This is a genomic window from Paenibacillus soyae, assembly GCF_024623455.1.
In the GTDB taxonomy this organism is placed as follows: domain Bacteria; phylum Bacillota; class Bacilli; order Paenibacillales; family Paenibacillaceae; genus Pristimantibacillus; species Pristimantibacillus soyae.
This window is the reverse complement of the sequence record NZ_JANIPJ010000005.1, coordinates 66,652-93,485: the sequence shown is the minus strand read 5'-3', so window position 1 is coordinate 93,485 and position 26,834 is coordinate 66,652. Positions and strand designations below refer to the sequence as shown.

Annotated in this window: 29 protein-coding genes; 3 read left to right on the top strand and 26 right to left on the bottom strand. The window is 50.9% G+C overall.

The features are described from left to right. Positions 1 to 49: 49 nt before the first annotated feature. The 22 genes from NQZ67_RS08970 to NQZ67_RS08865 all read right to left on the bottom strand — a co-directional run bounded on the left by NQZ67_RS08970 (position 50) and on the right by NQZ67_RS08865 (position 20,706). The gene (locus tag NQZ67_RS08970) at positions 50 to 2,398 is read right to left on the bottom strand and encodes an ABC transporter permease (RefSeq protein ID WP_257444768.1); all 2,349 of its coding nucleotides are present in this window, start codon (positions 2,396 to 2,398) and stop codon (positions 50 to 52) included. Between the two features lie 2 nt (positions 2,399 to 2,400). Then, positions 2,401 to 3,165: an ABC transporter ATP-binding protein gene (locus NQZ67_RS08965; protein ID WP_257444766.1), complete on the bottom strand. Its 765-nt coding sequence runs from the start codon at positions 3,163 to 3,165 to the stop codon at positions 2,401 to 2,403. A gap of 135 nt (positions 3,166 to 3,300) precedes the next feature. Next, a complete protein-coding gene (locus NQZ67_RS08960; RefSeq protein ID WP_257444764.1) occupies positions 3,301 to 4,566 on the bottom strand; it encodes a HAMP domain-containing sensor histidine kinase in 1,266 nt (421 codons plus the stop codon). After that, positions 4,563 to 5,261 carry a response regulator transcription factor gene (locus NQZ67_RS08955; protein ID WP_257444763.1) on the bottom strand — a complete coding sequence of 233 codons (699 nt, stop codon included), beginning with the start codon at positions 5,259 to 5,261 and terminating at the stop codon, positions 4,563 to 4,565. The genes NQZ67_RS08960 and NQZ67_RS08955 overlap by 4 nt, the downstream gene beginning before the upstream one ends. 263 nt (positions 5,262 to 5,524) lie before the next feature. Continuing rightward, positions 5,525 to 6,115, bottom strand: coding sequence for a hypothetical protein (locus NQZ67_RS08950; RefSeq protein WP_257444761.1), 591 nt, complete (start codon positions 6,113 to 6,115; stop codon positions 5,525 to 5,527). Positions 6,116 to 6,152: 37 nt separating this feature from the next. Next, positions 6,153 to 6,425 carry a phage antirepressor KilAC domain-containing protein gene (locus NQZ67_RS08945; protein ID WP_257444759.1) on the bottom strand — a complete coding sequence of 91 codons (273 nt, stop codon included), beginning with the start codon at positions 6,423 to 6,425 and terminating at the stop codon, positions 6,153 to 6,155. A 137-nt stretch (positions 6,426 to 6,562) separates the two neighbouring features. Further along, positions 6,563 to 8,974, bottom strand: coding sequence for a restriction endonuclease-like protein (locus tag NQZ67_RS08940; protein WP_257444757.1), 2,412 nt, complete (start codon positions 8,972 to 8,974; stop codon positions 6,563 to 6,565). Continuing rightward, a complete protein-coding gene (locus NQZ67_RS08935) occupies positions 8,946 to 11,138 on the bottom strand; it encodes an MrcB family domain-containing protein (protein WP_257444755.1) in 2,193 nt (730 codons plus the stop codon). The genes NQZ67_RS08940 and NQZ67_RS08935 overlap by 29 nt, the downstream gene beginning before the upstream one ends. A 77-nt stretch (positions 11,139 to 11,215) precedes the next feature. Then, positions 11,216 to 11,542 carry a nucleoside triphosphate pyrophosphohydrolase gene (locus NQZ67_RS08930; RefSeq protein ID WP_257444752.1) on the bottom strand — a complete coding sequence of 109 codons (327 nt, stop codon included), beginning with the start codon at positions 11,540 to 11,542 and terminating at the stop codon, positions 11,216 to 11,218. A 52-nt stretch (positions 11,543 to 11,594) separates the two neighbouring features. After that, entirely contained in the window at positions 11,595 to 11,906 is a 312-nt protein-coding gene (locus NQZ67_RS08925; protein WP_257444750.1) for a hypothetical protein, read from the bottom strand. Positions 11,907 to 11,999: 93 nt separating this feature from the next. After that, positions 12,000 to 12,353, bottom strand: coding sequence for an HIRAN domain-containing protein (locus NQZ67_RS08920; RefSeq protein ID WP_257444748.1), 354 nt, complete (start codon positions 12,351 to 12,353; stop codon positions 12,000 to 12,002). Between the two features lie 238 nt (positions 12,354 to 12,591). After that, positions 12,592 to 13,359, bottom strand: a complete 768-nt coding sequence (locus NQZ67_RS08915; RefSeq protein WP_257444746.1) for a DUF4230 domain-containing protein — start codon at positions 13,357 to 13,359, stop codon at positions 12,592 to 12,594. 161 nt (positions 13,360 to 13,520) lie between these two features. Then, a complete protein-coding gene (locus NQZ67_RS08910) occupies positions 13,521 to 13,874 on the bottom strand; it encodes an HIRAN domain-containing protein (protein ID WP_257444744.1) in 354 nt (117 codons plus the stop codon). Between the two features lie 163 nt (positions 13,875 to 14,037). After that, positions 14,038 to 14,340 (bottom strand): hypothetical protein, encoded by a 303-nt coding sequence (locus NQZ67_RS08905; protein WP_257444742.1) that lies wholly within the window; start codon positions 14,338 to 14,340, stop codon positions 14,038 to 14,040. A 53-nt stretch (positions 14,341 to 14,393) separates the two neighbouring features. After that, on the bottom strand, positions 14,394 to 15,203 hold the full coding sequence (locus NQZ67_RS08900; RefSeq protein ID WP_257444740.1) for a protein phosphatase 2C domain-containing protein: 810 nt from the start codon (positions 15,201 to 15,203) through the stop codon (positions 14,394 to 14,396). Positions 15,204 to 15,397: 194 nt separating this feature from the next. Further along, positions 15,398 to 15,466, bottom strand: coding sequence for a putative holin-like toxin (locus NQZ67_RS08895; protein WP_340870811.1), 69 nt, complete (start codon positions 15,464 to 15,466; stop codon positions 15,398 to 15,400). A gap of 132 nt (positions 15,467 to 15,598) precedes the next feature. Further along, on the bottom strand, positions 15,599 to 17,962 hold the full coding sequence (locus NQZ67_RS08890; RefSeq protein WP_257444738.1) for a TOTE conflict system archaeo-eukaryotic primase domain-containing protein: 2,364 nt from the start codon (positions 17,960 to 17,962) through the stop codon (positions 15,599 to 15,601). A gap of 213 nt (positions 17,963 to 18,175) precedes the next feature. Next, positions 18,176 to 18,271, bottom strand: coding sequence for a putative holin-like toxin (locus NQZ67_RS08885; protein WP_257444737.1), 96 nt, complete (start codon positions 18,269 to 18,271; stop codon positions 18,176 to 18,178). A 137-nt stretch (positions 18,272 to 18,408) separates the two neighbouring features. After that, a complete protein-coding gene (locus NQZ67_RS08880) occupies positions 18,409 to 18,969 on the bottom strand; it encodes a TetR/AcrR family transcriptional regulator (RefSeq protein ID WP_257444736.1) in 561 nt (186 codons plus the stop codon). After that, positions 18,966 to 19,385, bottom strand: coding sequence for a DUF5360 family protein (locus NQZ67_RS08875; protein ID WP_257444735.1), 420 nt, complete (start codon positions 19,383 to 19,385; stop codon positions 18,966 to 18,968). The genes NQZ67_RS08880 and NQZ67_RS08875 overlap by 4 nt, the downstream gene beginning before the upstream one ends. A 178-nt stretch (positions 19,386 to 19,563) precedes the next feature. Continuing rightward, positions 19,564 to 19,923, bottom strand: coding sequence for a DUF6516 family protein (locus NQZ67_RS08870; RefSeq protein ID WP_257444734.1), 360 nt, complete (start codon positions 19,921 to 19,923; stop codon positions 19,564 to 19,566). Between the two features lie 120 nt (positions 19,924 to 20,043). Next, positions 20,044 to 20,706 (bottom strand): MerR family transcriptional regulator, encoded by a 663-nt coding sequence (locus NQZ67_RS08865; protein ID WP_257444733.1) that lies wholly within the window; start codon positions 20,704 to 20,706, stop codon positions 20,044 to 20,046. A gap of 217 nt (positions 20,707 to 20,923) precedes the next feature. Between NQZ67_RS08865 and NQZ67_RS08860 the strand changes: the two genes are divergently transcribed. The 3 genes from NQZ67_RS08860 to NQZ67_RS08850 all read left to right on the top strand — a co-directional run bounded on the left by NQZ67_RS08860 (position 20,924) and on the right by NQZ67_RS08850 (position 24,423). Next, the gene (locus NQZ67_RS08860; RefSeq protein ID WP_257444732.1) at positions 20,924 to 22,588 is read left to right on the top strand and encodes a PucR family transcriptional regulator; all 1,665 of its coding nucleotides are present in this window, start codon (positions 20,924 to 20,926) and stop codon (positions 22,586 to 22,588) included. 113 nt (positions 22,589 to 22,701) lie between these two features. Further along, positions 22,702 to 23,844, top strand: coding sequence for an alanine dehydrogenase (gene ald / locus NQZ67_RS08855; RefSeq protein ID WP_257444731.1), 1,143 nt, complete (start codon positions 22,702 to 22,704; stop codon positions 23,842 to 23,844). Positions 23,845 to 23,889: 45 nt separating this feature from the next. Then, positions 23,890 to 24,423, top strand: coding sequence for an NUDIX domain-containing protein (locus NQZ67_RS08850; RefSeq protein WP_257444730.1), 534 nt, complete (start codon positions 23,890 to 23,892; stop codon positions 24,421 to 24,423). A 191-nt stretch (positions 24,424 to 24,614) separates the two neighbouring features. Here the strand turns inward: NQZ67_RS08850 and NQZ67_RS30595 are convergent, their stop codons facing one another. From NQZ67_RS30595 to NQZ67_RS08835, 4 genes are all read right to left on the bottom strand, one after another. Then, positions 24,615 to 24,704: a putative holin-like toxin gene (locus NQZ67_RS30595; RefSeq protein WP_222850467.1), complete on the bottom strand. Its 90-nt coding sequence runs from the start codon at positions 24,702 to 24,704 to the stop codon at positions 24,615 to 24,617. A gap of 317 nt (positions 24,705 to 25,021) precedes the next feature. Beyond that, positions 25,022 to 25,669, bottom strand: coding sequence for a glycosyltransferase (locus tag NQZ67_RS08845; RefSeq protein ID WP_257444728.1), 648 nt, complete (start codon positions 25,667 to 25,669; stop codon positions 25,022 to 25,024). An 84-nt stretch (positions 25,670 to 25,753) separates the two neighbouring features. Continuing rightward, positions 25,754 to 26,266 carry a hypothetical protein gene (locus NQZ67_RS08840; protein WP_257444726.1) on the bottom strand — a complete coding sequence of 171 codons (513 nt, stop codon included), beginning with the start codon at positions 26,264 to 26,266 and terminating at the stop codon, positions 25,754 to 25,756. Then, positions 26,263 to 26,733, bottom strand: a complete 471-nt coding sequence (locus NQZ67_RS08835) for a hypothetical protein (protein ID WP_257444724.1) — start codon at positions 26,731 to 26,733, stop codon at positions 26,263 to 26,265. The genes NQZ67_RS08840 and NQZ67_RS08835 overlap by 4 nt, the downstream gene beginning before the upstream one ends. Between the last annotated feature and the right edge of the window lie 101 nt (positions 26,734 to 26,834).

The following is a 26,834-nucleotide window of genomic DNA, read 5'->3' as shown; positions in this document are numbered from 1 at the left end:
GACGCGGGTCGATAGGGAGGTTTTGTTAAGTTATCAAGCACGATCGCGTCTACTCCGCGATCAACCCGTATGCCGTAATGCGCTTGATCCCCCGGGACACCAGCATCGAGATGCCGTAAGCGAACCCGATCAGTCCGGCGCACAGGGCTGCGATCAGCGGCACATGTACGATAAAATCAACCTTGTTAATGCCCGCTCCGGACAGCAGCAGCGTCAGCACCGTGTTCGTGTACAGGGTGCCCAGCACGCCGCCGATGAAGACGCCCGCGATGACGACCGGCACGAAGCTAAGCGCGATCTGCGTCATGAGCTGGAACGTCGTATACCCGGTTGCTTTTAGAATACCAAGCTCCTTCTTCCGTTTCAAAATCATCTTCTTGATCACCAGGTACAGAATCAAGGAGACGACCAGAATCGTGATGAGCAGCACGATGACCATAACAGCGAACACCGCGGATATATAAATGCTGGTCTGCCCGTCAATCATCTCGTTCATATCGACGATATCGCCGACCTCGCTCCCGTATTGGGCTTTAATCTGCTCCATGAAGCTGCCGTTGTCCACGCCGTCCAAATACACGTTGATGCTCGTGCCCGTATAGCCCGGCATCACCTGCTGCGCGCCCGGCACGGTAATATAAGCCGCCTGCCCCAAATTGCTAATGGACTGGCTCAGTCCGGTAATGAGGTACGTATACGAGGCTTCGCCCGCTTCCGCCACCACCGTATCCCCGACCTCCTTGCCCAGCAGCTTCGCCACGACCCAGGTAACCGCGATTTCGTTGTCGTATTTCGGGTAGCGCCCTTCGTAGACGCTCTGGTTCTCCAGCTTGGAGAAATCGTCCGAGATCGTCGTGAACACGCTCTGGCCGTCCAGCTTCATCGATGTCATATCAAGAAAGGCGGCCTTCCGCACACCGTCCATCCCCTCCATGTCCGCCAGCAGCTTCCCGCTATCCGTCTCGGGAGCCGCATTCACGATCACGTTCGACGTCTCCGCGCCGACGAGGTGGACGAACGCTGTTTTGTCGGAAGCCACGTTATAGTACAGCACCACGGAGAAAATAGAGGCGAACGTAATCGCCGCGATGACGCAAGCGACCATGATGTTCTGCTTCTTGTTCATGATCATCGCTTTGCAGGCGAGCAGCCAGTGCAGGCTGCCCGCAGCCCGGTCAAGCGGGAACCGGTTGCGCCGGAAGCTGTGCGTCCGGATACCGCCGCGCAGAGCGGTGACGGGCTGGAGAGAACGGATACGCACGGAGGCGAGTAGCGTCACGGCCAGCACCATCAGCGTAATGAGCAGCACGCTCACCCCGTTCACGCCGGCGTCGAACCCGGTCGTCCAGATCAGCCCCGACAAGGTCGTCACGATGCTGCCGAAGACGGGCAGAACCCCATAGGAGAGAGCAGCACCGACGATGCCCGCCGCCGCCGCGATCAACAGGAATTGCAGAATGGTGGCCACAATAATCTGCCTGCTGGTGTAGCCGAGAGCCTTCAACACGCCGATATTCACGATGCCGTCATCGATGCTGTTCGTCACGCGGAACTGGATGACCATTAGGGATACCAGCACGATGACGGCCGCGAACGCGACCAGAATCATGGCCACCACATTAATCGTAATGGAGCCCACGCTCTTAACGAGCTCAATGTCGCCCTCCCAGAACAGCGGATTGTTCACATCCATGTTTTTGTCCGGGAATTGCTTGCCGAAGTCTTGGCGAACCTCCGAGGATTGCTTCGAATCATGAAGACCGGCGGAGATCAGCGTTCCGGCTGCCGTGTCGCCAACCTTCTCGACTAGATGGCGATAGGACGCGTCCGGCAGAAAATATTTCATAATCCCCATATTCGGAGTCCCCATCATGGTGGTCTCGAAGAAGCCTTTGATCCGATAGCTGAACGTCTCGTTCTGATACGTCATGTCGAACGAATCGCCCAGCTTGTAGCCCGCGCTCGCTTGGAAGCTGAGCGGCACGTAGATGTCTCCGTCCTGAGCGGGACCCTCCAGCTCTTCAATCAGCCGTACCTGGCCAAAGGATCGGTCCGCATCCGCATTGAGGAAGGCGGCTGCCATGTTAATGTCGTTCTCTCCGTAAAGGAATTTCACGGCGTTCATCAGAATGATGGCCTCTTCTTCGGTCGCCGCCACCTCCGGACGGTTCGCGAAATACTCGCGGTAATCCGGCTTGTAGTTGGACTGCTTCGTCAGAACGACAATATGCGACTCGCTCAGCTGCTCCGACTTCTCGTCGAAGAAGCTTCCCATCTTCGTCATCACGGCTAACCCGAGATTCAGGAGCAAGCCGGCAATGACGATCAGGATAAACAGCGAAAAGGTGGCGCTTTTGCCGCTTCGAATATTGGCCGAGGTCAGATGCCAGATCTTCATCGTTACCACCCCATCTCGGCCAGGAAAGCCGTCAGCTTCTCATGCCGCGCATGCTGCTGCTCGGGCCGGTACGGCTCCAGCTTCAGATCGCCGCAGATGACGCCGTCGCGGAGGTAGAGGACGCGGTTGCCGCGCAGCGCTGTTTTCAGATCATGGGTCACCATCACGATGCTCTGCCCATTCCGGTTCACGTCGGTGAGCACGTTCAGCACGCTGTCGCTCGCCGCGGAGTTCAATGCCCCAGTCGGTTCGTCCGCAAAAATAAGATGAGGGTCGTTAATAAGCGCCCGCACGATCCCCGCTCTCTGCGCCTCTCCGCCGGATAGCTGGGAAGGGAACTTGCCCCATGCCGCTTCGTTCAGCCCCACTTGAGTGAACAGCTTCTTGGCCTTGGCCGCCAAGGCGCGGCGGTCTCTGCTCAAGAGCAGGCCGCTCGCCAGCACGTTGTCCAGAATGCTCATATGGTCGAGCAGATGGACCTGCTGGAAGACGAAGCCGCAGTTCCGGCGGCGGAACACGGCCAGCTGATCGTTGTTCAGCTTCGAAATCTTTTGCCCGCTGAAGTAGATCTCGCCAAGCGTCGGCTTATCCATGCCGCTGATCGCGTAGAGCAGCGTCGACTTGCCCGAGCCCGAGCTCCCCATAATGACCGTGAAGTCTCCCTGCACGAGGGTGATGTCCAAATTTTTGAGCACATGCTGCTGAACGCCGCCGCTGGAGAAGGTTTTGCATAATTTTTCGGTACGCAATAATTCGGTTGTCGTCATCGGTATATCCACCTTCCTGAACCTTCCGGTTCCATACGAATAAGACTGTAATGTTGATTACAGCCTCATCATACCGCGGCAATTCTTAGTTAATCTCTGCCTGTTTCTTAGCTAATTCTTAATTCTCTTCAAACGCTAAGCTAGCGGGATGGTGACCGTAACTGTGAAGCCGCCTTCACGGTTCCGGCAGGCGATGTCCCCCTGCATGCGCTGCATGAGATACTTCGAGATGTACAGGCCAAGCCCCGATCCGCTCCGTCCCTCCGCATTGCTCCCCCGGTAAAACTTATTGAACAACAGCGGCAGCTCGTCCTCGGGGATGCCTGGGCCGTTGTCTGCAATGTGGAGCTCGAGATGCTGGGCGGTAAGTCGAGAGGTGATGGTTATCGGCGTGTTCGCGTACTTGTAGGCGTTGCTCACGATATTGTCCAGTACCTGCTGGAGGCGGTGAACGTCCGTGACGATCATGCAGTCCGGAATCGGCTCGCAGTGGATCTGATCGTGAATGTTCACGCTGTTAATCATCCCGTAGAGGACGGAGCTGAGCTCCTCCGTCGTGGCGACTTTGAGCTCGTTCAGCTCTTCCAGCGTCGCATGAAACATGTCCGTCACGAGCAGGTTGATCTGCTCCGCCTTGGCGTAAATCGTATTCAGCTGCTTCTGCATTTTCTCGTCCGTTGCTTTGAGCAGCATGAGCTCGCTCACCGCTTTAATTGAAGCGACCGGCGTCTTAATATCATGGCTGAGGCTGGCCACCAGCTCCTTCTTGCTGCGGTTCGCCTCATATTCGCTCTGCCTCGCCGCCGCCAGCTCCTCGCGCATAATATCGAAGCTCTCTGTGAACGCCCCAAACGGATTGTCCTGACTCATCGTCAGCGGCACGTCCAGCTTCCCCCTCGCCACATTCGCCGCAAAAGCCTGCAGCTCGCGGAACGGACGGAAGATCGTGCGGTTGAGAAACGCCGCGTACAAGACGCATAGGATCGCAAGTAGCGTGAAGGCGATGAAGAGGATGATGGCGAGCCTGATCTTAATGGCTTTAAGCGTTTGCTGATCGTCGCAGGGGATAATCAGCTTGCCGACGATGGCGTTGTCGATCTGGATGTCGACGATCGTGTCGCGGTTTTTCAGCGCTTCGTTGATCGTCCTCGTTGCGTCGGGGCTACTATGGAAGATAGGCTGACCGTTGAGGTCGAGGACGGTGAAAGGTTGCTGGATGTGGTTTAAGTTTAAATCGCCTTCGTCCAGGCTCCCCCAGTGCTGCTCGACCGTCTTCATGATCTCGTTCACCGCTACAAGATCAACCTTGGTTTCCGTATCCGTGCGGAGCACGATAACAGATAAGAGTATACCGGCGAGGAAGATGACCGTCAGGGTTACGAAGATACCCATCGTCCTCATCGCGTCCCGTCCTCCAACACATACCCCGTCCCCCAGACGGTGCGGATATATTGCGGATCGTTCGGATCCGGCTCGATCTTCTCCCTCAAGTGGCGGATGTGCACGTTCAGCGTACCGTCGCTCGTGATTGAGTCCCCCCACACGTTGTAGAAAAGCTCTTCCTTGGTGACGATTTTGTTTTTGTGCTGGGCTAGGTAAACCAGCAGCTTGTACTCCAGCTTCTTGAGCTTCGTATCTACGCCGTTCACGCTGACTCGGTTCAGGGAGAGGTCGATCTTCACAGGGCCGAACTCGACGGTGTTGTCGGCGGCCTGGCTCGTGTTGCTTCCGCTCCCATACCGCTTCAGCACCGCCTTCACCTTAGCTAGCAGCACACTGAGCGTGTATGGCTTCTGGATGTAGTCGTCGCCGCCGATATTGAGGGCGATCAAGATGTCATCATCGCTGGACCGCGCGCTGATGAACAGGATCGGAATCTGCGTCCTCTGCCGCAACTTTTTGCACAATTCAAACCCCGACGCGTTGCCGAGGTTGATGTCTAGCAGGATGAGCGATGCGTCGTGCTCGTCGAAGAATCTCTCGCACTCCTCGGCGGTTGTTACGAAGGTGGTGTTCACTTCGAACATGTTAAAGTACTCGCTGGTGGTCTCCGCGAGTACCGTTTCGTCGTCTACGATTAGGCAGTCGTATTTCATGCGGGGTGGCTCCTACTGGAATCATATTGGGATATTTATACTACACACTTAAGATACCACTTCGGAGAAGACTGCGTAATATTTTATATATTAAAGAAAATCCGCGGCAAGCAATGGCCGTGGATTTTTAATAAATAAAGGGGATCATGATCAATTGTATTGTTATATTCTAGACAAGAAACTCTTGAATAGCCATCAGAGTTGGATTGGGCTTGTATTAGTCAGATAAATAAATTATAGTGCCTTTCACTAGCTCGCACTTATCAGTAAGCCTGTATACCAAATTTAAGTAGTTTTTTCGGTAAAATGTCATCCAGATTTTGAATATCCGCGTCATCTATTTCTATTAAGTTAAAACCATACTTTTTATAGATATCTAACTTTACTCTTTTACGCTCCAAGTATTTCTCATCGCTTTCTATACCCCAAAATTCGATATATACCTTACCTACTGGTAAGTAAAAGTCACAGTACACGTCTTCTTCAATGGGAAGCTTTCTCTCGTAAGCATGTACAATTTCGGACATGTATAACCAATTGTCTATAAGCATTTCTGCCCTAGAACGCACATAATGGCCGTCTGCTGCTCTGTGCTTTGCTTCAAACTTTTCCCGGAAACCTAAAGTCTCATTTTGCTTTGCCGAATTCGAGTCCCTCACACTTTCCTCTTCAACTTCGCCATTAAGAGCTTTAAATGTTTCTAGGATGGTTTTGTTTCTTAAAATCGACTCATTCCAAGACACGTATGGAACTCCAGTTTGCTCAAATTCAAATTGTCTTCCACCTAATGCCTCCCCAAGTTTCGTTACTTTCCAACCCTTCACGCTCTTTTCCACAAAGCCTAATTCAGACAAAATCGGATTTATTCGAAATTTTGATATATTAAAATGCTTACTTAACGAGGTAGCATTTATTAATTTTTCCCCCAGCTTCCTGAGTATCCTTTAGTAGATCCTTTATCGTTTCTTGCCATGCAATATATGTACCTAGTCGGGGGTGAGTCTTTAAAGTTCCGCCAACATCTAGTCCTTTTTTAGTCAGTTCCCACGAATCGTTTTGTCTAATAATGAAACCCAGGTCTTGCAGAGTCTCAAACAATATTTTCGTTGGGATATTCAGTTCTTTTGCTAGAGCTGTTGTTGAGAATACTTTAGAAGAATCCATATGTTCCTCCTGCGACGAATATTAATATAGTTACATACTACTCCAAAATAAGAGGGGTGTCTCTATAGATAAAAACATCCTCTTTTCATAATACGTATTCAATTAAGATCGACTTAGCTTCCGTGATGGTACATTTTTCAATCCATTAATTGTATCCCCTTAATAACTTTCGCCAAATCCACCTGATCATGATCAAGCTCCACCTTAACGGGTCCTTTCCGTCGCTGCTCACGCCACAAGACGAGCTCTTCCTCTGTATCTAGCTTAAGCTCGGCAATTTCAACCGCGCGGTCGAACATATACTTTGACGTGTACAAGAGAGAGTAGATCCCCCTGCCGCCAGGAACGATAGGCTTGTCCCGCTTCATCCATCTTTCAATGGTGAACTTCACATAGAGCTTCTCTTCTGTTCCTCGTCTCGCCGGTCGTTCCGTAATTTCTTTACGTCTCACCACACGCCAACTCGCCACTTTACCATACCAGCTTACGCCGACATCCCCACGCCCTGCAAACTGGCCCCGTGACTGATAGAGTGCAACATATTCGAGCTGCGTTAATATCGTATGATCTGTAATGTTTTCCAGAGGTACGTGGTAGTAGCTAAATTTCAGTGCATTCTCTAACTGCGTAACATCCCTCAGCGAACCAACCAACACATTTTTGCCGGACAGCTTATTCCGATAGTACTCCTTCGTCCCTCTTGGGCGTGTTGCGCGTTCATAGGCCTTCTCCGGACTATCCAAAATGATCTCATCCAAAAACTCTTCCATGAGCTTTGTCGAGTTAGGCAAGAACGGGAACGCACCTACATTAATACGTTTGATGCTTCTATAGAACTTATGATCCTTAAACTGCTCCTCGTTGTGATGTGGGAACAGGACATATGCGCCAAACATACTTCGCTCTAGCTCTCGGCTATCAACATCCGTATACACAATCGCATCCCGATAACGATGCATCGTGTTTATGTCGTCTTCTTCCGGTCCCGGAATTCCGTACTTATCGTAGTAATAGCTTCCCTCATAAGCAGGATTCAGACGATATTTCGCATCAAAAATATACTTATAATCCGCCGCTGAATCGTTTTTCTTGAGCGTCAAAACATTATCCGGTCTCTGTCCTAATGTTTCGCTATGATCGCCCTTAGGTAATGCATTGTAATAAAGAGTGAATATCTCGCCGTTCTTAGGATTTCGATATACCATCCTAGCTTGCTGCGACTTATCCAGCGTCACGAACACGCCAGTACGGTTCACCTTAATAATATCTTGCTTCAGTAGCTCGTACTTTCGGCCGAGAAGATCATGAATCTTTAGGAAGCACCAGTATTCATATAATTGGGCAAGATCCTTCATGGACAGTCGGAACAAGTCGCTTTGAATGGACAAGCCTTTCATTAGCATCAGGTAATTACGATAGACCTCTCGGTAGCCTGGCGCCATCTGCAACACGAGCGAAACGGAAAGCTGCCTCATCTCGCCAACGTTTAGGAAATCCAATCGTAACAATCGCTGTAGCTGTGTTTGCATATCCTGCAACCGTTTTGCCAGCAGAGGATCCTGCATGCGATTTTTTTCAACTAAGCGCGTTTTTAATTCCTTTAGCTTAACGGCAATGCGCACAAGAACCCATCGGACGAATCGATTCTCCAACGTATTGTAGTCCACATGCCGTTTTGTCTCTAGAACGCGACTTGGATAATAAGCCTCGCCATTAACAGGCACGAAACCTAACCTTGAATCAGGAATTAGGAGCTGTGGTCGCTTGGACAAAAAGGCTACATTGTCTCTCCCAGCTTTCTTAACTCTTGCTGCATCTAGCACTCTCTTCTCTTGCTTCAGCTTGGAATGAGGGGCCACCTCAATCCGTTCTACCGCCTGAACCAGCTGGCCGAACACATGCTGAAGAATGGTAAAAAACTCCGTTAGACTCTGACTGCGGGTATTTTTGAGCCCCGTCATGTTATAAGTCTTCCGCATAAAATCAAAAGATAGATTATAGATCTGTTGATTCACGTCGTGAAGAATCATTTGATAGTCCTGCTTATAGTCGATCTTCGATGGGAATATCTCGATTTGCATTCGGAATATCGGCGAACCATTCAGACGAAGCTCGAGCTCGGTCAGACCAACCTCATTCTGAAAGTTCAGAACGCCGGACACAATCATCTTACCTAGCGGCTTTACAGCCTGGCGAAGATGAATATTATCATGGTGAAAGGTTAATGCCATTTCCGCTTTCTTTTCGATCACGAGCTCATAGCTCTGCGTTTCAAAGAATATGGGGAAGCTTGGATCACCTGTCCCCCACAATTTCAGTTCTCTTGTCTCCGGATGGAACACAGAGATTTGCTCGATCTGTAGAGAGCTCTCTAGGGTCGAGACTTGTAAGCCTGCAGCTACCCACTTCTCATCATTCGTTCTGTGCAATTGCAGAGACTCTACGGTAGGATGGTAAGGCTTGCCCTGGATATATAGGTTAAAAAGATTCGTCTCAACACGAAGGAGCTCGACACTTTGATTAAGAGAGCCAGTATGAGGTGAAGCCATCTTCTTCTAACCTCCGCAGCATAAAAGCGATTTTCCTAGCTGTCTGTGGATGCTTCACCGTTTCAGTTGGTTCATTCGCGCTCCATGTCGTGTATAACTCAGAAGCATCCTCCATAAGCTCGTTTACTTTTAATGTCTTCCCCAATGCTCCTTGCATGAGCTGCAACAACACGCGTTTCACGGTTGCGCTACTGCCTTGGACACGAGGTAGAATCTTTTGAAGCAATTGGAGGTCGAACGCTGCATCTTCGCTCATCAATTGGAACCGTTCGTTATATATCATATAAAAACAGACGGCATCCCGAATCCTGAAGCCTACATGGGAATGTATTTCTTCTAATATGCCATTGATTTTCACCAGCTTCTCGGTCGTTCGATGAACGAGATCGCGATGCTCCGAGTAGGCATCGACAAGTTGCAGATAGTCGCTTCGCAAGAAGGAGTTATCGATATGCGAAATCTCTATAGCATTTCGGGGATTCATCATATCCGGGTACTGTCCGAGATGGATATAGTTAAATTCGATCGTGTTCGCGCGATCAAGAACCTTTTTACTGAATGGGTGGGTCGTCTCATCCATGTTCACTGTTCCGATGAGGTAGACATTATCCGGGAGAGATAGACCACCATAAATCGATTGGTCTTCAGGTCTCAGCGCTTCCTTCTGAATAAGCGGAGACGTCACAATGCGATCATCTTGCCACTCTTGCGTCTCAATAATGCTTAGCAGATCGCTGAAATAATGCTCCACTCTAGCCAGATTCATCTCGTCTAGACAAATAAAATAGGGCTTATGCTGATTCTCCGGCTTTGACGCCTCTACCAATACTTCCGCAAGTTGTCCTGGACGGTATGCACCAGACAGATCCTTATAGCCAAGAAGATCAGACGGGTCGCTCCAATCCGGTCTCACCGGAATAAGCGAAAACTGTTTATTTCCCGTGTTAGCACCAAGCGCCTCGGCAAATAACTTCACAAGCTTCGTTTTTCCCGTTCCCGATACGCCGGCCAATATGACAAAAGGCTTTGTCTTGAAGGACAAGTAGAGGTTTTCAATGAGGGAGCCTGGATAGTGGAAGCCTTTTTGTATGATGAAAGCTTTGATCTGCTCGATTTGTTTAGAAACTGATTCCGTGTTCACAGGCGTACTCACCCCATCCCTCTCATTAAATGCAGCACTATCTGCATATTGCTTGTAGTTTGCCATCATATTTTCTAAATCAGCTATAAGCTGCTCATCGTCCGGAATATGATTTCTGTCGTACCGAATATATGCTACTGTTGATACCTGATAGTCACGCCCCAGACCACTCGCCGTGAGATGGATATTCTCATCCTTCTGCATGTTCTCGAGTGGAAGTAGCTCGCGCATCTCGCGAACCTTTTGCTCGAGGTATTGGTAGCCTTCTCTTCTACCCTTATCCTTTAATGGGGCTGTCACCCCTTGAAGTAATGTCAAATAAACCGAGCTCATGTCCTCGGCAAACAAATAAACAACGTATTCTCCATGCTGCGTGGTATCCGTAATTCTCTTATCGAGAATAGCAAGCCAAGGAATATTCGCCCAGTTTCCCTGACCAATCGACCCTTGAACCTTGTAATTTTCGTCGATGAAGGATAGCTTCTTTAGATTATTGGGAAGCGTATGTCTGAGCAATTGGCCTAAAGGATGGTTTGAGAAGGGCTGTGATTTGGCTCCAATATAACTATTCATGATTTGGGCCAAAGAGCTTTTCAGCGAAATTGGCGAAGCTAAGTTGTTGTTGTAGTTATCCAACTCTGTCCGCGCATATTGTTCCAATTCATTGATAGTTGCTTCGTCAAGCTTATCCCAAACTGCAGGTTTGAAGGATATCGCCTGCCCTCCGTTGCTTTCCTCAAGAATGGAGGATAACGCTTTTATCGGAGTGTAGAGCAACGATTTCGTTTGACTAAGCGAAAATTCAGCCCAACTTGACGCTACACCACTGGGAGGCGAGTCAACCTTCTTTCCCTCCTCTAAACTGCTTTGGAAATAGGATAAAAAGCGAGCTGCAATGCTATCCAGTAAGAAGGTTTGAAGATGTGTGGTCTGATATTCTTCTAGTAAAGACAAGATCAGAACCATTTTATATGAACGTTGTTTAATTCTAAATATTGTTGAAAGCTCTTGAGGTAATGACATGATTGCGTCCTCCGGTAGTAAAATACAGAACTACTTTTATTATGCCACTTTGCCCATGCATCAGCTATGTGATCTATCTAATTGTCCTCGACATCAATCAAATACACCCGTTCCTGGAATCCGCCGCGTTTGTCTGCCTTTTTGGCCCGCAATGCTTCTAGCTCCGTTGTAGTAGAGCCGTTAATCTGAGTTAGCGCGTGGACGACCTCTAGTATATCGGCAAGCTCCTCCAGCGTCTCTTCCGAGCTAGTGGCGTTCAATAATTCATTCATTTCTTCTTTGAGCTTTGTTTGCAATTCCGCTCGATATTCCGTTTCATCCAGAATTCTTGTACGGAAAGCTAATCCTTTGGCTTCAAGGACTTGCGGGATTTTGTCGCGAACAAGCTTGTTATAAGTTGGCATGGTTTGTGCACCTCGCACATCGATTAATTGAGTTATTTGTCTAGTCGCTTCTCTAACCCTCATGTACATAGCTTAACGCATCTAATTTCGCTTTCGCCATACCAATCTCCTCATCCGTAAACAACTCATGAAACTCCTCATGGTAAGCGACCAGCACCTCCACGCTTAGATGCAGGCAGCCTCGCATGTACAGCTCCTTGAAGCCGGAGGCGGATTCGCTGGCGACCAGCTCCTTGGCGGCTTGGAGGCCGCCTTTCTCGACGACCATTCGTTTGAAGTAAGTGGCTTGGTAGCCGTGATCTTCTTTGGCCCGTTCGTAGGTGTTCAGCATTGCTCTATGAAATTTGAGTTCAATAGCCCTCATTAGAAATCACCTCAAATAGTTCTTTCTTACTATATTCGGCAGGACTTATCTCCTATCCTTCCACGATCAGGAAAATTTGTGAGCAATTCTTGTCTATCGATCCGTGAAGGTGATGGCTTCTGTCGAATGGAAAACAAAGATACTTTCATAATGAGGGACAATCTCGGCGATTGCCGTATCCTTCATGACGAAACGGACGACGCCGATCGCATGGTCATCGAACGTATCGTAGATTCGCCCCGCGCTTCGGCAGCCTTTGGGCACCGTGTTCGAGCTATTGGCTACGTAGCCGATCTTGCCGACGGGCGGCATGACGGCTTTGATCGCTTCCTGGTCATGGCGGTTGTCCGGGTCTTTAATCAGCTGCACGGGCTGTCCTGGCTTGAGGAAGCCCGTCCCGAAATAAAAAGACGTCCCGACAATAGCAACATATACTGGTTGTTCCATCGTATCCGCTCCTAATCGCGTGCGCTCGCGCACGATTTTAACCCTACTATACGCCATCAATTGGACAGCAGGGTGTCAGCGAATGTATGTTCTAGCTCTCTATAGAAAAGAACACCCTGCCTAAGCAAGGTGTCCGATTTGTTATTCATTAAGTTGCCTACAACTTTAAGTTCGAAGTAACCAATTAATAGTATAGCAGTACCTTTAAATAATCTTTGATGTCCTTCCAGCCGTCCCGTTACTTAAAAGTGACATTTACCGTGTAACCAAATTTCTTAAAGAATTCCTTTAGTACTTTATCTGCATTTTTCTCTGCTGTAACTAGTAAACCAACAGAGATAGCCTCTTGACGAAATTGTTCTTGTGCCTTTGCGGCTAGGTCAAAACCTTCTTCCCATTCAATATCACCGCGAAAAAGTCCGCCATTGACATAGGTTAGTATTTTATCCATTTGTACGGAAGGGTCCTGGATGAGCTTTGCATGAGGAACAATAATATTTATTTCTTTTGTTTCTTCATTAATATCCATGTTTTCAGCAGTAGTCCCTTTCAAATCAACACCAGCAATAACCGTCGCAGGTACAATTAATAGCAGTTCTCGCTTTGTTCCTGGCAGATTAATAGAGATGTCTTTCCCAAAAATCTTATTATCCTCTTCGTGTAGAATCACTTTCATATGAGCTTGAGCTGTTGCCAATGTGGCTAACTCTTGAACATGTTCAATAAACGTGATGGACTCTTTTTTGGAGATACTGCCCGCAAATAGCCAAACCCCTCCTATAGCGATGACAAAAATAATAAGGACAATTAAGATCATCTTAAACCTAGCAACTTTTAAGAGATGCTTTAAAAATCCTTTCGTTGGAAGAGATAACGATCTGGAGCTAGGATCTAGAGTGATCGAAGCAGCACTTTGCATGTGTGCTTCCTTGAATTCTATTAATTGTCTTTTGAGCTGGGCAATTTCTTCGTCTTTCTCATTCATAATTTCGCTATCCTCTTTCATTGATTGGTTTCCTCCAAAAATAAGTTTTTTCAAAATCCACGAGTACAAGTGAAGTAATTCGACATCAATTTACATTTTCCTCCATGTAGCTACTCTCCACTCTCCTCCTATTTTGTTCCATTTAAAATTAGTAGAGAATTTATTCATTTCGATTTCTTTGTCTATCGAACCGTTAAGGTGATGGCATCTGTCGAATGGAAGATAAAGATGCCTTCATAATGAGGTACAATCTCGACGATAGCCGAATCCTTCATGACGAAACGAATTACGCCGATCGCTTGGTCATCGAACGTATCGTAGATTCGTCCCGCGCTTCGGCAGCCTTTGGGCACCGTATTCGAGCTGTTGGCGACGTAGCCGATTTTGCCGACGGGCGGCATGACCGCCTTGATGGCCTCCTGGTCGTGGCGATTGTCCGGATCTTTGATCAGCTGCACGGGCTGCCCCGGCTTGAGGAACCCGGTCCCGAAATAAAAAGACGTCCCGACAATAGCAACATAAATTGGTTGTTCCATCGTATCCGCTCCTAACCGCGTGCGCTCGCGCACGATTTTATCCCTACTATACGCCTTCAATTGGACAGCAGAGTGTCAGCGAATGTACGTTCTAATCATCAATGTATTTTTTGCTTGCTAACCAAAGAAAACCCGACCATCCACGGTCGGGTTTTCCTCCAGTTTACAAGCTATTTTTCGTTTTCTCCCGCTGCTTCTCCAGCAGCCCCTTCTTCTCCGCCAATTGCTTGGAGGCCTGAACGAGCAATACGTTGATCTGCTCGAGTTCTTTTTTTAGCTTGTTTTCGCGCGTTATCTTGTTGCTGAGGTCGTTAGCCGACTGGCTTAATTTCTGGTCGCGCTTCAGCCCTTTGATCTTGGACTCGACCTTCTCGCGTTTCTTCTTCTGTTCGCGTACGAGCGCATGCAGCTCCGCGACTTCCTTCTCCAGCTGCGTAATGAGCGACCTTGTGAAGCTAATGGCCATGATGGCACCTCTTCGTTATGTAATCCTGCATGGATCTCATTGTACTACACTTCCTACAGCAGGATCCAAATTCCCGTCTTATCGTCGGACGCTGTTTGCCCCGCTCGCTCCGACTCCTCCAGCCGCTGCGCATACTCCGCCAACCCATGCTCGCTTACTTGCCTGAACGTCTCCTCCACCTCATGCCCCGGATAAAACAACCCGTCCGACACGAGCAATATCGATCTCGCATCCGCAAGGGAAACATGTCCTTCGTGGATGTAGGCCTCCGTGTCCGGCGTGCCGTTGGCGACCGTGTAGCCGTCCGGCGTGTTGGCCATGGTACGGTTGTAGAGGAGCTGCTTGGCAACTGGGGCAAAATAGCTCTCATCCGGCACCTCGATGCCGCTCGCCCGATCTCTGTCCCGCTTCTTTTTCGCCCGCTCGCTAATGCCTTCCACCGTATCCGTTGTCAGTACGTCGATCGTCCCATCCAATCGTTCGAGCATAATCATGCAATCGCCCAGATGAACAAAGCTCATCTCGCGCAGATTCGCCTCCAGCCGCACAACGGCCACGCATGTCGACCACAGCTGCGTCTTGTCTTCCATGTCGATGCCATGCGAGAGCACCAGCTCTTGCAGCTGCCGGTTGGCCTCGCAGACGGCATCCCGAAGCGGCATCTCAGCCGGCATCGTATCGAAGAATCTTTTGAACGTGCCCGACGCCAGCTGCGCCCCGTTCCTTCCATCCTGATCCTGGAACGGCACCAGCGGCGTCGCCCCGTCGAACACGCCGTACAGCCCCGCTTCCTCCCGCAGGGTGCAGGCATCCTCGGATGCTTGTTTTCTCAGCGAGGTGCGCGAGCAGGTGTATATTTGCATGGGAGCGGCCTCCTTCTTTTTTAGCTTGATATTGCAATTGTAAGTTCATTTCTATTTCCAAATATGTTATCATACCTATAAAAGAAGCCGAGTGCTGAGAACACTCGGCTGAACAATTGGCTTGGATGGGTTTATCCCCTCTATAGTCTAAAGGAAAAAGAACCCACCTGTGGCGCTAACCTTGGGGTGGGTTCTTACTTTTTCTTGTAGTTATTCGAGATGTATGTGAGTAGCGCAAGAATAAATGATCCGAATAATAACATGATCGTTATTGCCGCTTCTACTTTCATGGCATCGCCTCCTTTCAAAGAAGGGATACCATGCCCACCCAAGATTCAATTGTCTGTTGCTATTGTATCATCATCACCATACAAGATGAAGAACAAATGTTCGAATTAGATCTCCGCCCCGCGATACCCCATCTTCCTGTATCCCTTCACCCGCTTCTTGTACATGCTCATTAACATCGGCACCTGCAGATCGATGTAGTCGTAGATCTTCACTTCCCTCTTGTTCACATGGGAGCGGTGCAGCCGTCCGGCGTACTGCTGCAGCGTACCTGTCCAGGAAATGGGATGCACGAGGAATAGCGTGTCGAGCCGGGCATCGTCGAAGCCTTCGCCGATCAGCTTGCCCGTCGCGATGAATACCCGTTCCTCATCGTCCGGAATGCTGGCGATCTTCTCCCGGACAGCTTCGCGCTGCTTCTTGCCCATTCCTCCACGGAGGACAATCACATTTTTGGCGAAAGAACGAAGTCTCTCCTCGAAATAGTCCACATGCGATGTCCGCTCGACAAGCAGCAGAGGCGACCTTCCTTCATCTAGACAATGGAGCAAATCGTCGAAAATCATCGTGTTACGCGCCTCGTCCTCCACAAGATGCTGGTAAACCTCTTGAATGGTGGAACTCGACTTCTCCGGCGGCATTCGGAATGAGGTATAACGAGGCACCACCGTTAATGAAAAGCCGCGTGACCCGGTCAGCATTTTCGCATCGACCTTCATTCGAATTGGGCCAAGCTGCATCAACACGATCGCTTCCTGTCCATCCTGCCGCTTGGGGGTCGCTGTCAGACCGAACACGTACTTCGCCTTGGCTTTCATAAGCACTTGCTCGAAGCTGAATGCGGACAAATGATGACATTCATCTACGATGATTTGTCCGTATTCCTCGATGAACGGCTTCACTTCGCCTTTGTGGTTCAAGCTTTGAATAATCGCAATATCTACGATGCCGCCTCGCTTGTCTTTGCCGCCTCCGACCACTCCTATGCTGCTAGGGGGCAACTCCAGAAAGGCTTCAAGCCGTTCCTTCCATTGATCCATAAGCTCGCGCCGATGCACAATGATTAAGGTATTCACCTTGCGTCTTGCGATAATGCTGGCCGCTACCACGGTTTTCCCGAAGCCCGTCGCGGCAGACAAAATCCCGATATCATGAGCGACAATCGCCCGAGCCGCTGCATCCTGCAGTGTGGTTAGCTCCCCGGTGAACTCTGCCTCGATCGGTTGCCCATGCGTTCTTCTATCCTCTAATTGAACATGACTCCCATGCTCCTTGAAAAATCCCTCCACCGCGCTCAAGCACCCCCTAGGAAGTGCCATGTGCGAGGACAAATCCTCCGCGCAACAAATCACCCTGGGTTTCCCATACGTGGACAGCCTCATTGCTTGCGTTTTGAAGAAATCTGGATTCGAAAAGGATGCCAGTCGGATAAGACGATTCAGGGCGGCGGACGGCAAACCATTCTTGTCCACGTACACCCGATCAGCTAGCACTACTTCTATTTCCGAGGGCAAATGTTGCACGAGTGCAGGCTCCGGCGGTTTCGAGTCAACATCCCAAGGCTCAGTAACTTCGTCAGTCGCCTCTGTAAGAATGGAAACTGTCTGATCCTCCCTGGCATTCTGTTGGATGAATCGCACGACGTGATCCTCCGACAGCTTGCCTAGCCCGGACAGAAAGCTCCACTGATCCTCGTAAGGAGCGAGTTTCGCGTCGACGAATACGCTGTTTCCTTGCTTGCGCGGCCCTCCCTGCAACGGCAAAGCGATCAAATTGCCGAAGCCGCCCTTTGGCATCGTATCCTGATTCGGGAACAGCCTATCGTAAGAATCGAGTCCGAGCTGATATCTTTGTTTCATCGTCAAGGTTAAGATGATCGTGCCGAGACGGCGGGCTAATTGAGCAGAGATAGCCTCCTCGAAAAAAATCCAAATATGCCCGCCGTTCCCCGAACGTGATCGCTCCAAGGCCGCTGGAATTCCTTTTTCCCTGCATACGCCTATGACCGCGGCGGCATCCTCTTGCCAGTTCTTTTTATCGAAATCCATAGCTAGAAACCAGCATGTTTCATCATGTAGCATCGGATACACGCCTATGGTCCGGTCTTCGCGTGCATCTAGGTGCCTGGATAATACATCGTCGGTGACGGGAAGGTATTGTTGATGCATACAGACCGAGCACTTCACCTTCGGCTTCTGACACACCGCAGTCCATTCATTCCCGCAGGCTGGCGAATACCCCGACTTGCCTTGCTTGTTGTGCCACCTGACCGGATAAACGTCCTCTCTGCCACGGAAGAGACTTCGGTACAACGCCAGCTTCTCTTCCACGCTGGACAACTGATGCACGCCACTTGGCGACTCCCCCTTCGGCTCCTCATAGCCAAGCTGCTTCTTCAGCTTGCTGTTCTCTTCCTTCAACCGCTCGATTTCGCGAAGAGCCGCTTCGTATTTGATGTACAGATCCTCCATGCTGATCACAACCTTAGATAGAGATCATCGTTCTTGACGATAACTAGTTCCACGTTTATAGGTTCAATTCTTTCTCAAATTATGATATCATACCTATAAAAGAAGCCGAGTGCTGGAACACTCGGCTGAACAATTGGCTTGGATGGGCTTATCCCCTCTAGAGTCTAAAAGGGAAAAGAACCCACCTTTGGCGGTCAACCTTGGGGTGGGTTCTTACTTCTTCTTGTAGTTATTCGAGATGTATGTGAGTAGCGCAAGAATGAATGATCCGAATAATAGCATGATCGTTATTGCTGCTTCTACTTTCATGGTATCGCCTCCTTTCAAAGAAGGGATACCATGCCCACCCAAGATTCAATTGTCTGTTGCTATTGTACCATCATCCTCCAGTAAAATGAAGAACGAACGTTCGGATCCTCATATCCCGGCCCGCGATAACGCATCTTCTATTCCCTCCCCCAAACCCCCTCCAGCAACAAATCAACCATCCCCTCCAGCGCCTGCTCGAACGAATACCCTTTCCGCGATACGCTGCCGCTGTCCTCCATAATCCGGTAGAAAGCCCCGACATACACTTGAATGAAGAGCTCCACATCCACCTGGCGGATGACGCCATCGGTCGCTCCTTCTTCGAACAACAACCGAATCTGATCCCAGCTTTGATTGACGTATGCATCGACGGTCCTCCAATGCTCCGGATAGCGCTGCTTCAGCTCATGCAGAATGCGTATGTCGTGGAAGACAAAAGCATTGGGCAGCACCAGCAATGCCTGTCTCAGCTTATGCTGTACCGAGAGGGTGCCGTCGTTCATGATTTTCCGCTCCGACTCCCTCATCTCGTCCACGGCTCGCTCGAGGATGTAGCCGAGAATCTGCTCCTTGGATTCGAAATGCTGATAGATTGTCTTCGTGCTGGCCCCTAAGCTTGCCGCGATCTCTCGGATGGAAAACTTCAGCCCCCGCCTCGCCATCTCTTCCGCTGCCGCTTGGGCGATTCGCTCCTTCATGCCGCACCTCCGATCTTGGCCGCCGATTGCGTAAATCGGCACACGAGCCCCGGCAGGAAAAATAACGGATAAACCAAAAGCAGCAAATTCGGCGCCCACCACATCCAGTCGAAATCCATGCGGATGACCCAGAACGAGATCGCCTGAAGCCCCGAACAGAACGTCAACGTCAACGAAATGATGCTCAGCGGCAGCCATTGCGGGTTATCTCTCTTAAAATAGTAAATAGCCAGCAGTCCCGTCACGGATATAACGAGATCGAGCGGCACGAATGACCAATTCCATGCCATGGCGATGTCGTTATTATAGTCCTTGTAGAGAAGCTCCTTCGGCAGAACTTGAAGCGCGGTGATGATCCAATACACAAGAAATCCGATATCCGTCGCCAGCATGAATGCCCTTAATCGTCTGGACATGCTTCAACCCCCTCGTTTCACTTGTCGTCGGAAAACAAATAAAACAAAATGTTTTCCACGTTTTCACTATACAATAACGCCTCAAGCCCTTCAAGGGGGATTTTTCCATTACCGGAGATCAGTTTGATGGGACGGAAACAATAATAAAAACCCAACCAATGTTGGCCGGGTTTCAGCGTTAGTTCTTATGCTCATGAATAATCCTTAACCCCATGCGGATGGATTCGAGAACAGCAATCAAATCATGATGGCGGTAATTAGGGAGATACACTTTATAATGCAGTGACTCATCGTGCTGATGATGGGGTTTCGTATCTTCGATCTTCTCGATAATTCCTTTATTCTTCGTCTTCTCCTCGTTATGCCATTTCCACTGCTTATTGCGGGAGTACTGCCAATCGTAATTATAGCGCTTAACATGCTTAGGCCCATCCTCCCAGTGATAATGCTCTTCCACGGTTAACGTCGAATATCGGCCTTCGAACTCGTCTAGTACATCATCCCTCTCTTCCTGCGACAACCGTTTAAGTGATTGCAATTTCTTCAATTCATCTTCTGTACAACCCTCAATATGATGCATGAGATAGATCGTCTTATAGGTGGCGGATATTCGAATACAGTGGGCAAGAGGGGTTGTATTCTCCGGGCGGCATATACGCTATACTCGCTGCTCACTTCTCAACTCTTCCAATTCTTCATTCAGCGTTTGCCAAGCCTGTCTGATTCTCTCCATCTTCAGAGAAGTTGTTTCCTTGCCCTCGAACAACTCTTCGTAAGTACCCCCGTATCTATTGCGCATGCCCTCAATGGTCGTCTCGATCGCTTTTATTCTCTCTTCTATGCTTGGCTCCGAATGGTCGGTCTGCATGTTGACGGCATCGGCTACCTCTTTAATCGTTCTCCACTCGCCCGTGCTGGAGCGCCACCGGGTTGTTTCCGGAATTTGCGCATGCTCATTCTCATGCTTACGCTTGTAAGCTAGTCGCCCCGATTGAATCCAGTTGTTAATCGTCGTCTGAGAAACGCTAAACAACTCAGCTAGTTGGGAGGTCGAATAGTCTTTGCCCCGTTCCTCTAGCTGAATGAGAGCTTCTGCCATTCCTTCTACAGGTTGACTAGTTTGAAACGGGTAGATGTTAGCGGCCATATTCGTCGTGAATTCATGGGTAACTTGAAGCAAACGATACATGTCCTCAAAGCTCAATTGCTTCTTCATCTCTTCTACCGCCACAGCCGTATCCTGGATATTGATAATGGAGTCAAGCTTCGGCGCAACCGTTAACTTAAAAGCTAGTAATTCTTCTCTTGGCATTTTCACCACCTCTTTCCACCTCCATCGTAACAAACTGCAAGATAATCTACAACCTATTTGAAATACAATCTAAAACAAATTTAAAACCCATTTTACAATCAACCTATTCACACCATCCCCCAAAGATGCCGAACCTATACATCAATATCTGCTTTTCATGTTCTGACAATCCGTTAAAATAAAGGAGTACTGCCGAACACTTCCCAAAGAAAGCGAAGTGACCCCCATGAACCAAAATTACCAGCTCACCATAGAGCAAATCTTGCAGCGTCCCCAGTTCCGGCACGCTTACGTGGCGGCCGGGCGGCAAGGGCTGAACCGGCTCGTGCGCTGGGTCCATATCATAGAAGTGATCGAGTTCGAGGAGCTGCTGCAAGGCGGGGAAATGATCCTGACGACCGGCGCGGCGTTCGGCACCGATTCGAAGCTGTTCGGGAGGTACATGGAGCAGCTAATCAACCGCGACGTGTCCTGCCTGTGCATCGAGATCGGCCATTCGGTCAAGTCGGTGCCGGAGGAGTGGATCCGGCTGGCGGACTCGCATGGGCTGCCGCTTATCATTTTCCCGCAGGCGGTGCGGTTCATCGATATTACGCAGGATATCCATGCCCATATCATCAACCGCCATCATGATGCCCTGCAGGATCTCGAGCGGATCTCGCGCGAATTCCATCGCTTAACGCTCACCTCCCAGGGCGTGAACAACGTGCTGCAGCTGCTGCAGCGAAGCGTCAAGGCGCAGGTGCTCTATATGCCGGCGGACGGACAGCCGCGAATGATCCCGCACTCCCCTTCAGAGGAGCATATCCGCCATTGGGCGAACCAGCTCCAAGGACAGCTGCTGGAGAAGCCGCTGGACAAACAAGTCGCGGCCTCCTTGCCCTACCACATAAAATCAGGCAGCCATACGATGATCGCTCAGCCCATCGGCGCCATGGGCAAAACATGGGCGCATCTCGCGCTCATCCTGGACCGCAAGCCGCAGCAGTACGAGTATCTCATTCTCGACTCGGCCTCCTTGTCCATCGCGCAGGACCTGCTCCGCAGGCGGTACATGGAGGAACGCAAGCTGTATTCGCAGACGCTGTGGGTCGACGACCTGCTCCATCTGCGCATCCGCGACGAAGAGCAGATCAAAGCGCTGATCGGGCCCGATTTCAAACGGAACAACGAGCTTCCCTATTACGTGTGCCTGATCGAGATTGAACGCGAGGCGGAGGGCCTCCCTTCGGCGACGCCGGACTTTGGCGACGACGCGCTTGGCCTTCATTTGTCGCTGGCCGCCAGATCGATCTTTGAGCAGCAGGCCTTTCACCCCCTCATCACCCTGCAAAATAACCGCCTCGTCGTCATCGCCTTCGACCGCATGCCGACGAAGCCCGCGAAGGATAGGCTTCGCCATGCGTTCCGCTCCCTCGGCGGGATGAAGGACGAGGAGGACATCAAGCTCGTCGTCGGCGTCGGCCAAGCACAGCGCGGGTATATGAACGCCTACCTCAGCTACCAGGAGGCGATTCAGGCGATCTCCCTGTCGCGGACGATGCGGTCGGAGCTGTTATTTTTCGATGAGCTTGGCGTGTTCCAGCTCCTGTTCCGCATCGCCGACAAGCAGGCACTTCGGGCGTTCATGCAAGGAAGCTTAGGGCCGTTAATCGATCATGACGAGGCGCGGGGCAGCGAGCTGCTCCGGACCTTGAAGGTGTACCTCGACCACGACGGCTCCAAGCAGCTCGCGGCGCAGCGGCTGTTCATCGTGCGGCAATCGCTGTACTACCGGCTGGAGCAGATCGAGACTCTGCTTGGCAAAGACTTCATGGAGCCCGAGAAGCGGCTTGCGCTGCAGGTCGCCCTCAGGGTCTATCAGCTGCTGAACCCGGACGCCCATCTATGACGAAAGATCGGTTCGACTTCCTTACATTTTGTCTAATGGAACCCAAAGGGATTTTTTCTACACTGAAGACAAGCGAGAAAATCCTTTTTATGGGAATGTGAGGAGTGATCGAAATGAAGATCGGGGTTCCGAAGGAGATCAAAAATAACGAGTACCGCGTCGGCATGACGCCAGCATCCGTTCTGTCGTACGTGAAGGCGGGGCATGAGGTTTGGATCGAGGCTGGCGCGGGCGCCGGCATCGGATTTACGGACGAGGATTATGCCCTCTCGGGCGCGAGGATCGTAGAGACGGCGGCGGAAGCATGGTCGGCGGACTTGGTCGTGAAGGTGAAGGAACCTTTGCCGCAGGAATATGATTATTTTCGCGAGGGGCTCATCCTCTACACGTACCTACATCTGGCTCCTGAAGCCGCACTGACGAAAGCGCTGGTGGACAGCGGGGTGACGGCGATCGCTTACGAAACGATCCAGCTCGATAACGGAAGCCTGCCGCTGCTCACGCCGATGAGCGAGGTCGCGGGACGCATGGCGGTGCAGATCGGGGCGCATTTCCTCGAGAAGGCGCACGGAGGCAAAGGCATTCTGCTCAGCGGCGTGCCGGGCGTCGAGCCCGCCAAGGTCGCGATCATCGGCGGCGGCATCGTCGGAACGAACGCGGCGAAGATGGCGATCGGACTTGGTGCCGATGTCAGCATGGTCGACGTTAATCCAGACCGGCTCCGTCAGCTTGATGATCTGTTCCAAGGCCGGGTGAAAACGATCATGTCCAGCCCGTACAGCATCGCGGAGGTTGTTCGGCGTTCGGATCTCGTCGTGGGCGCCGTGCTCATCCCGGGCGCGCGTGCTCCCCGGCTCGTGACGGAGGAGATGGTGAAGGCGATGGCTCCCGGCTCGGTCATCGTCGACGTGGCCATCGACCAAGGCGGCTCGATCGAGACGATCGACCGGATCACGACGCACGACAACCCGACCTACGAGAAGCACGGCGTCATCCACTATGCGGTCGCCAACATGCCGGGCGCCGTGGCAAGAACGTCCACGCTGGCGCTGACGAACGTAACGACGCCGTACGGTCTGCTGATCGCCGGCAAAGGCTGGGCCGAGGCCGCGCTTGGCAACCGGGCAATCGCTCGCGGCATCAACGTCGCGGCGGGTCATGTGACGTATCAGGCCGTTGCCGAGGCGCATGGGTATGCATACACGGATATTCGCACGCTGCTTATGAATCGCCATCCCTCTCCCCTTTCGGTATAATGACAGCATGCGAGCTACAACGAAGAGGAGTGACCAAGCATACCGATGCGACTCATCCGGCAGCTGTTTCATAAGGACGTTAATGATTTACAAGGCAAAACCTTCGAGCAAAGATCCGCCCGCGGCATCATCCTGGACGGCTCAAAAATATTGCTCATCTACACGAAGCGGTACAACGACTATAGCTTCCCCGGGGGCGGCGTCGCAGAGGACGAAGATCTTTTTATCGGGCTGCACCGCGAATTGGCCGAGGAGACGGGCGCAAGCCGCACCAAGGTGCTGCAGGAGTTCGGGTATATCGACGAATACCGGCCTCATCACAAGCCCGAGTATGATTTGATCCATATGGAATCCTACTTCTACGTCTGCGAGATCGATCACGACTTCGCGAACGTCCGGCTGGAGGACTACGAGGTCGCGAACGGCTCCTATCCCGTATGGGTCGACATTCGCGAGGCGATTGAGCATAACCGGAAAGTCATGGCCAACCAAGAGCCCTCGATGGGCTTCTCGATCGAACGGGAGACGATTGTTCTGGAGCTGGTGGAGGCGGAGCTGATAGGGGCGGGCACTAAGTAGATGGATGAAACAGATAGAAGATCTGCATCAATAATTGCACGTCTAAATCCCCTGTGGTAAGCTTATAATAACTAAGGAGCCGTGCTACCAACACGACTCCCCGTGGTACGAAAGCCGCTTTTAAGGGCGGTTGGCTATTAGGTGAATAGGCTAGTCCACAGAAATAGACCGATTCCTTGTCACGGGGCGGTCTATTTCTTTTTGTGGAATGATAGGATTAACACAACCAGTGTCGCGAATGAGATCATTAGCGTCAACGCTTGGTATACCTCCACAGGCATCACCTCCCTTCCGGGAGATTAGCCGACCGCCCTTATAGCCATCTATGTACCTTTTTCAGTATATCATAACTGTCCGAACTGAGCTCCTAGGTTTCTTCTAAGTTACCACCTTTATTCCAAGGTCATCCCTCCTCCTGATTTCTGCTTCTTCAAGCCCTTCCTGATAATGTGGGTTACTAGAAATTATTCGGTATTCGGTCTAATTCAAGGTCTTTGAAATAACAGCATTTTTTCCTCTATTTCATCTAAGGGCGCAAGATTTCCTGAAAAACAAAAAAACCACAACCCTCTACGGTTGTGGTTAAAACGAACATTCTCTAAAACTTCTCCGGAAACTGCTTCACAATCCCCTGCGTCAGCACGTCCGCCAGCATGATCAGATGGTCCACGCCCTTGTCGTAAGCCTCGATCTCCTTCTTCCAATCCTTTGCGAGTCTGGCTTGCGTCTGCTCGGTGAGCAGCTGGAGATGAATGTACAGCATGTTCTGCAGATCCTTCATCGCCCAGTTCGGATTGGCACCGCTCAGGAATTTGGCGATATCGTCAGCGTTGCGGTGCCACTCTTTATTCGCCGCGTTGAACGCCGCCTGATTGCCGGCTTCCGCGGCCGCGACGACCTGGCCCGCGATGGCGATATGCTCCTTCAGCAGCTCGGCCAGCTTATTGCCCGCCGCATCGCCGTAGTACGGCTTGATCGCGTCGCCGATATCCTGCTGATTTTTGAGCAGCCGAGTCAAGACGTCCTGCTGATCCTGAAGATCGGCGAGCGCGCTCGTGATATACGTTTTCGTCCATACCGCATGATCCATCCACAGCTTCGTCAAAGCGGTCTGCAGCTTCACGATATTCGGCTTGATGCACTCGACCTGCGCGCTTTCGCTGGACGCCCCGTGCGCCATGGCCGGCGCCAGTCCGATGATGAGCGCCAGCGCGATCAGCAGCGGCGCATACATTTTTTTTGTCATTAGAAACGACTCCTCCGCAAACGTTTTTTGAACCGACAAACAGGATTATTTTGGACGAATCTTCCGATTCTATTCCCCTCGGCATCAGCCCATATGCGATCCTCGCTCGCCGCTCGCGCTTCGGGACTTGATATGGGCGTAGAACAACCCCGTGATCGTCTGAACGATCAAGAATACGACGATGTTGTACTCGAGCTTATATCCCCGCTGGTATTCGGTCAGTCTCATCCATTCGGACACCCACTGCATGACCGCGCCTACCGCCGTCCAACCCGCAATGTAGTACAACAGCGTCTTCTTCCCGATCTTCCATGCTTCATAGAAGTAAATAAAGAAGTAGCCGAAAGGCGCAAACAGAAAGTAGACGAGCAGGTCCGTCAGCTCGTACCTGTTGGAGTCGTTCACCATGTAGAAATCCAACAGTCCCCCGCCGATCGTGAAATCGAACAGCGTCGAGCTGGCGAAGCCCCATACCAGCCCGAGAATCATCAGCTTGGGCGAAACCCGCTTCGGCAGCAGGATGACGGCCCCGTACGAGATGACAAGCATCGTAAGAATGTACCACTCGTTTCGGTCGAATTGCTCCCATAAGATCATGCGGCCCACCTCTTGTCGGCAGCTTTCCGAAAGCCTCGCAGCAGCACGTAAACGATCAACAGCAGCAACGCGGTTACCAGCGTTTCATAGAACAGATTCCACTTCGTATAACGAATCATATCGTAGGCGACGAACGCCATGTTCAGCACCGCAAGGCTTGCCAAGGCCGTGACTCCGGACAGGAGCTGGCCGGCAATCCCGCGGAGCTTGTACACCGCGTTCATGACAAGGACGAACACCATCGGGAAGAGCACGATTCGATAGAGCAAAACTCCCGCATACGACAGCCCGTCCTTCGTCATCTCGATCCATTTGAACTCTTCGACAATGAACCAAGACAGATGAATCCCGAGCGCCATGGACGCGAGGAACACGAACGCGTTCTCCACGATCGACAGCCGTTTGTTCATGCCATAAAAAATAAACAACGCGAACCAAGCCGCGACGAATGCAACAACGAACCCCATTGACCACACTCCTAAGCTGTCCAGTACTACACCCAGTTTTCCCCAAGGGACGGTTTTTCCATTCAAAAACCCCGACCGTATTCGGTCGGGGTTGCTTTGCT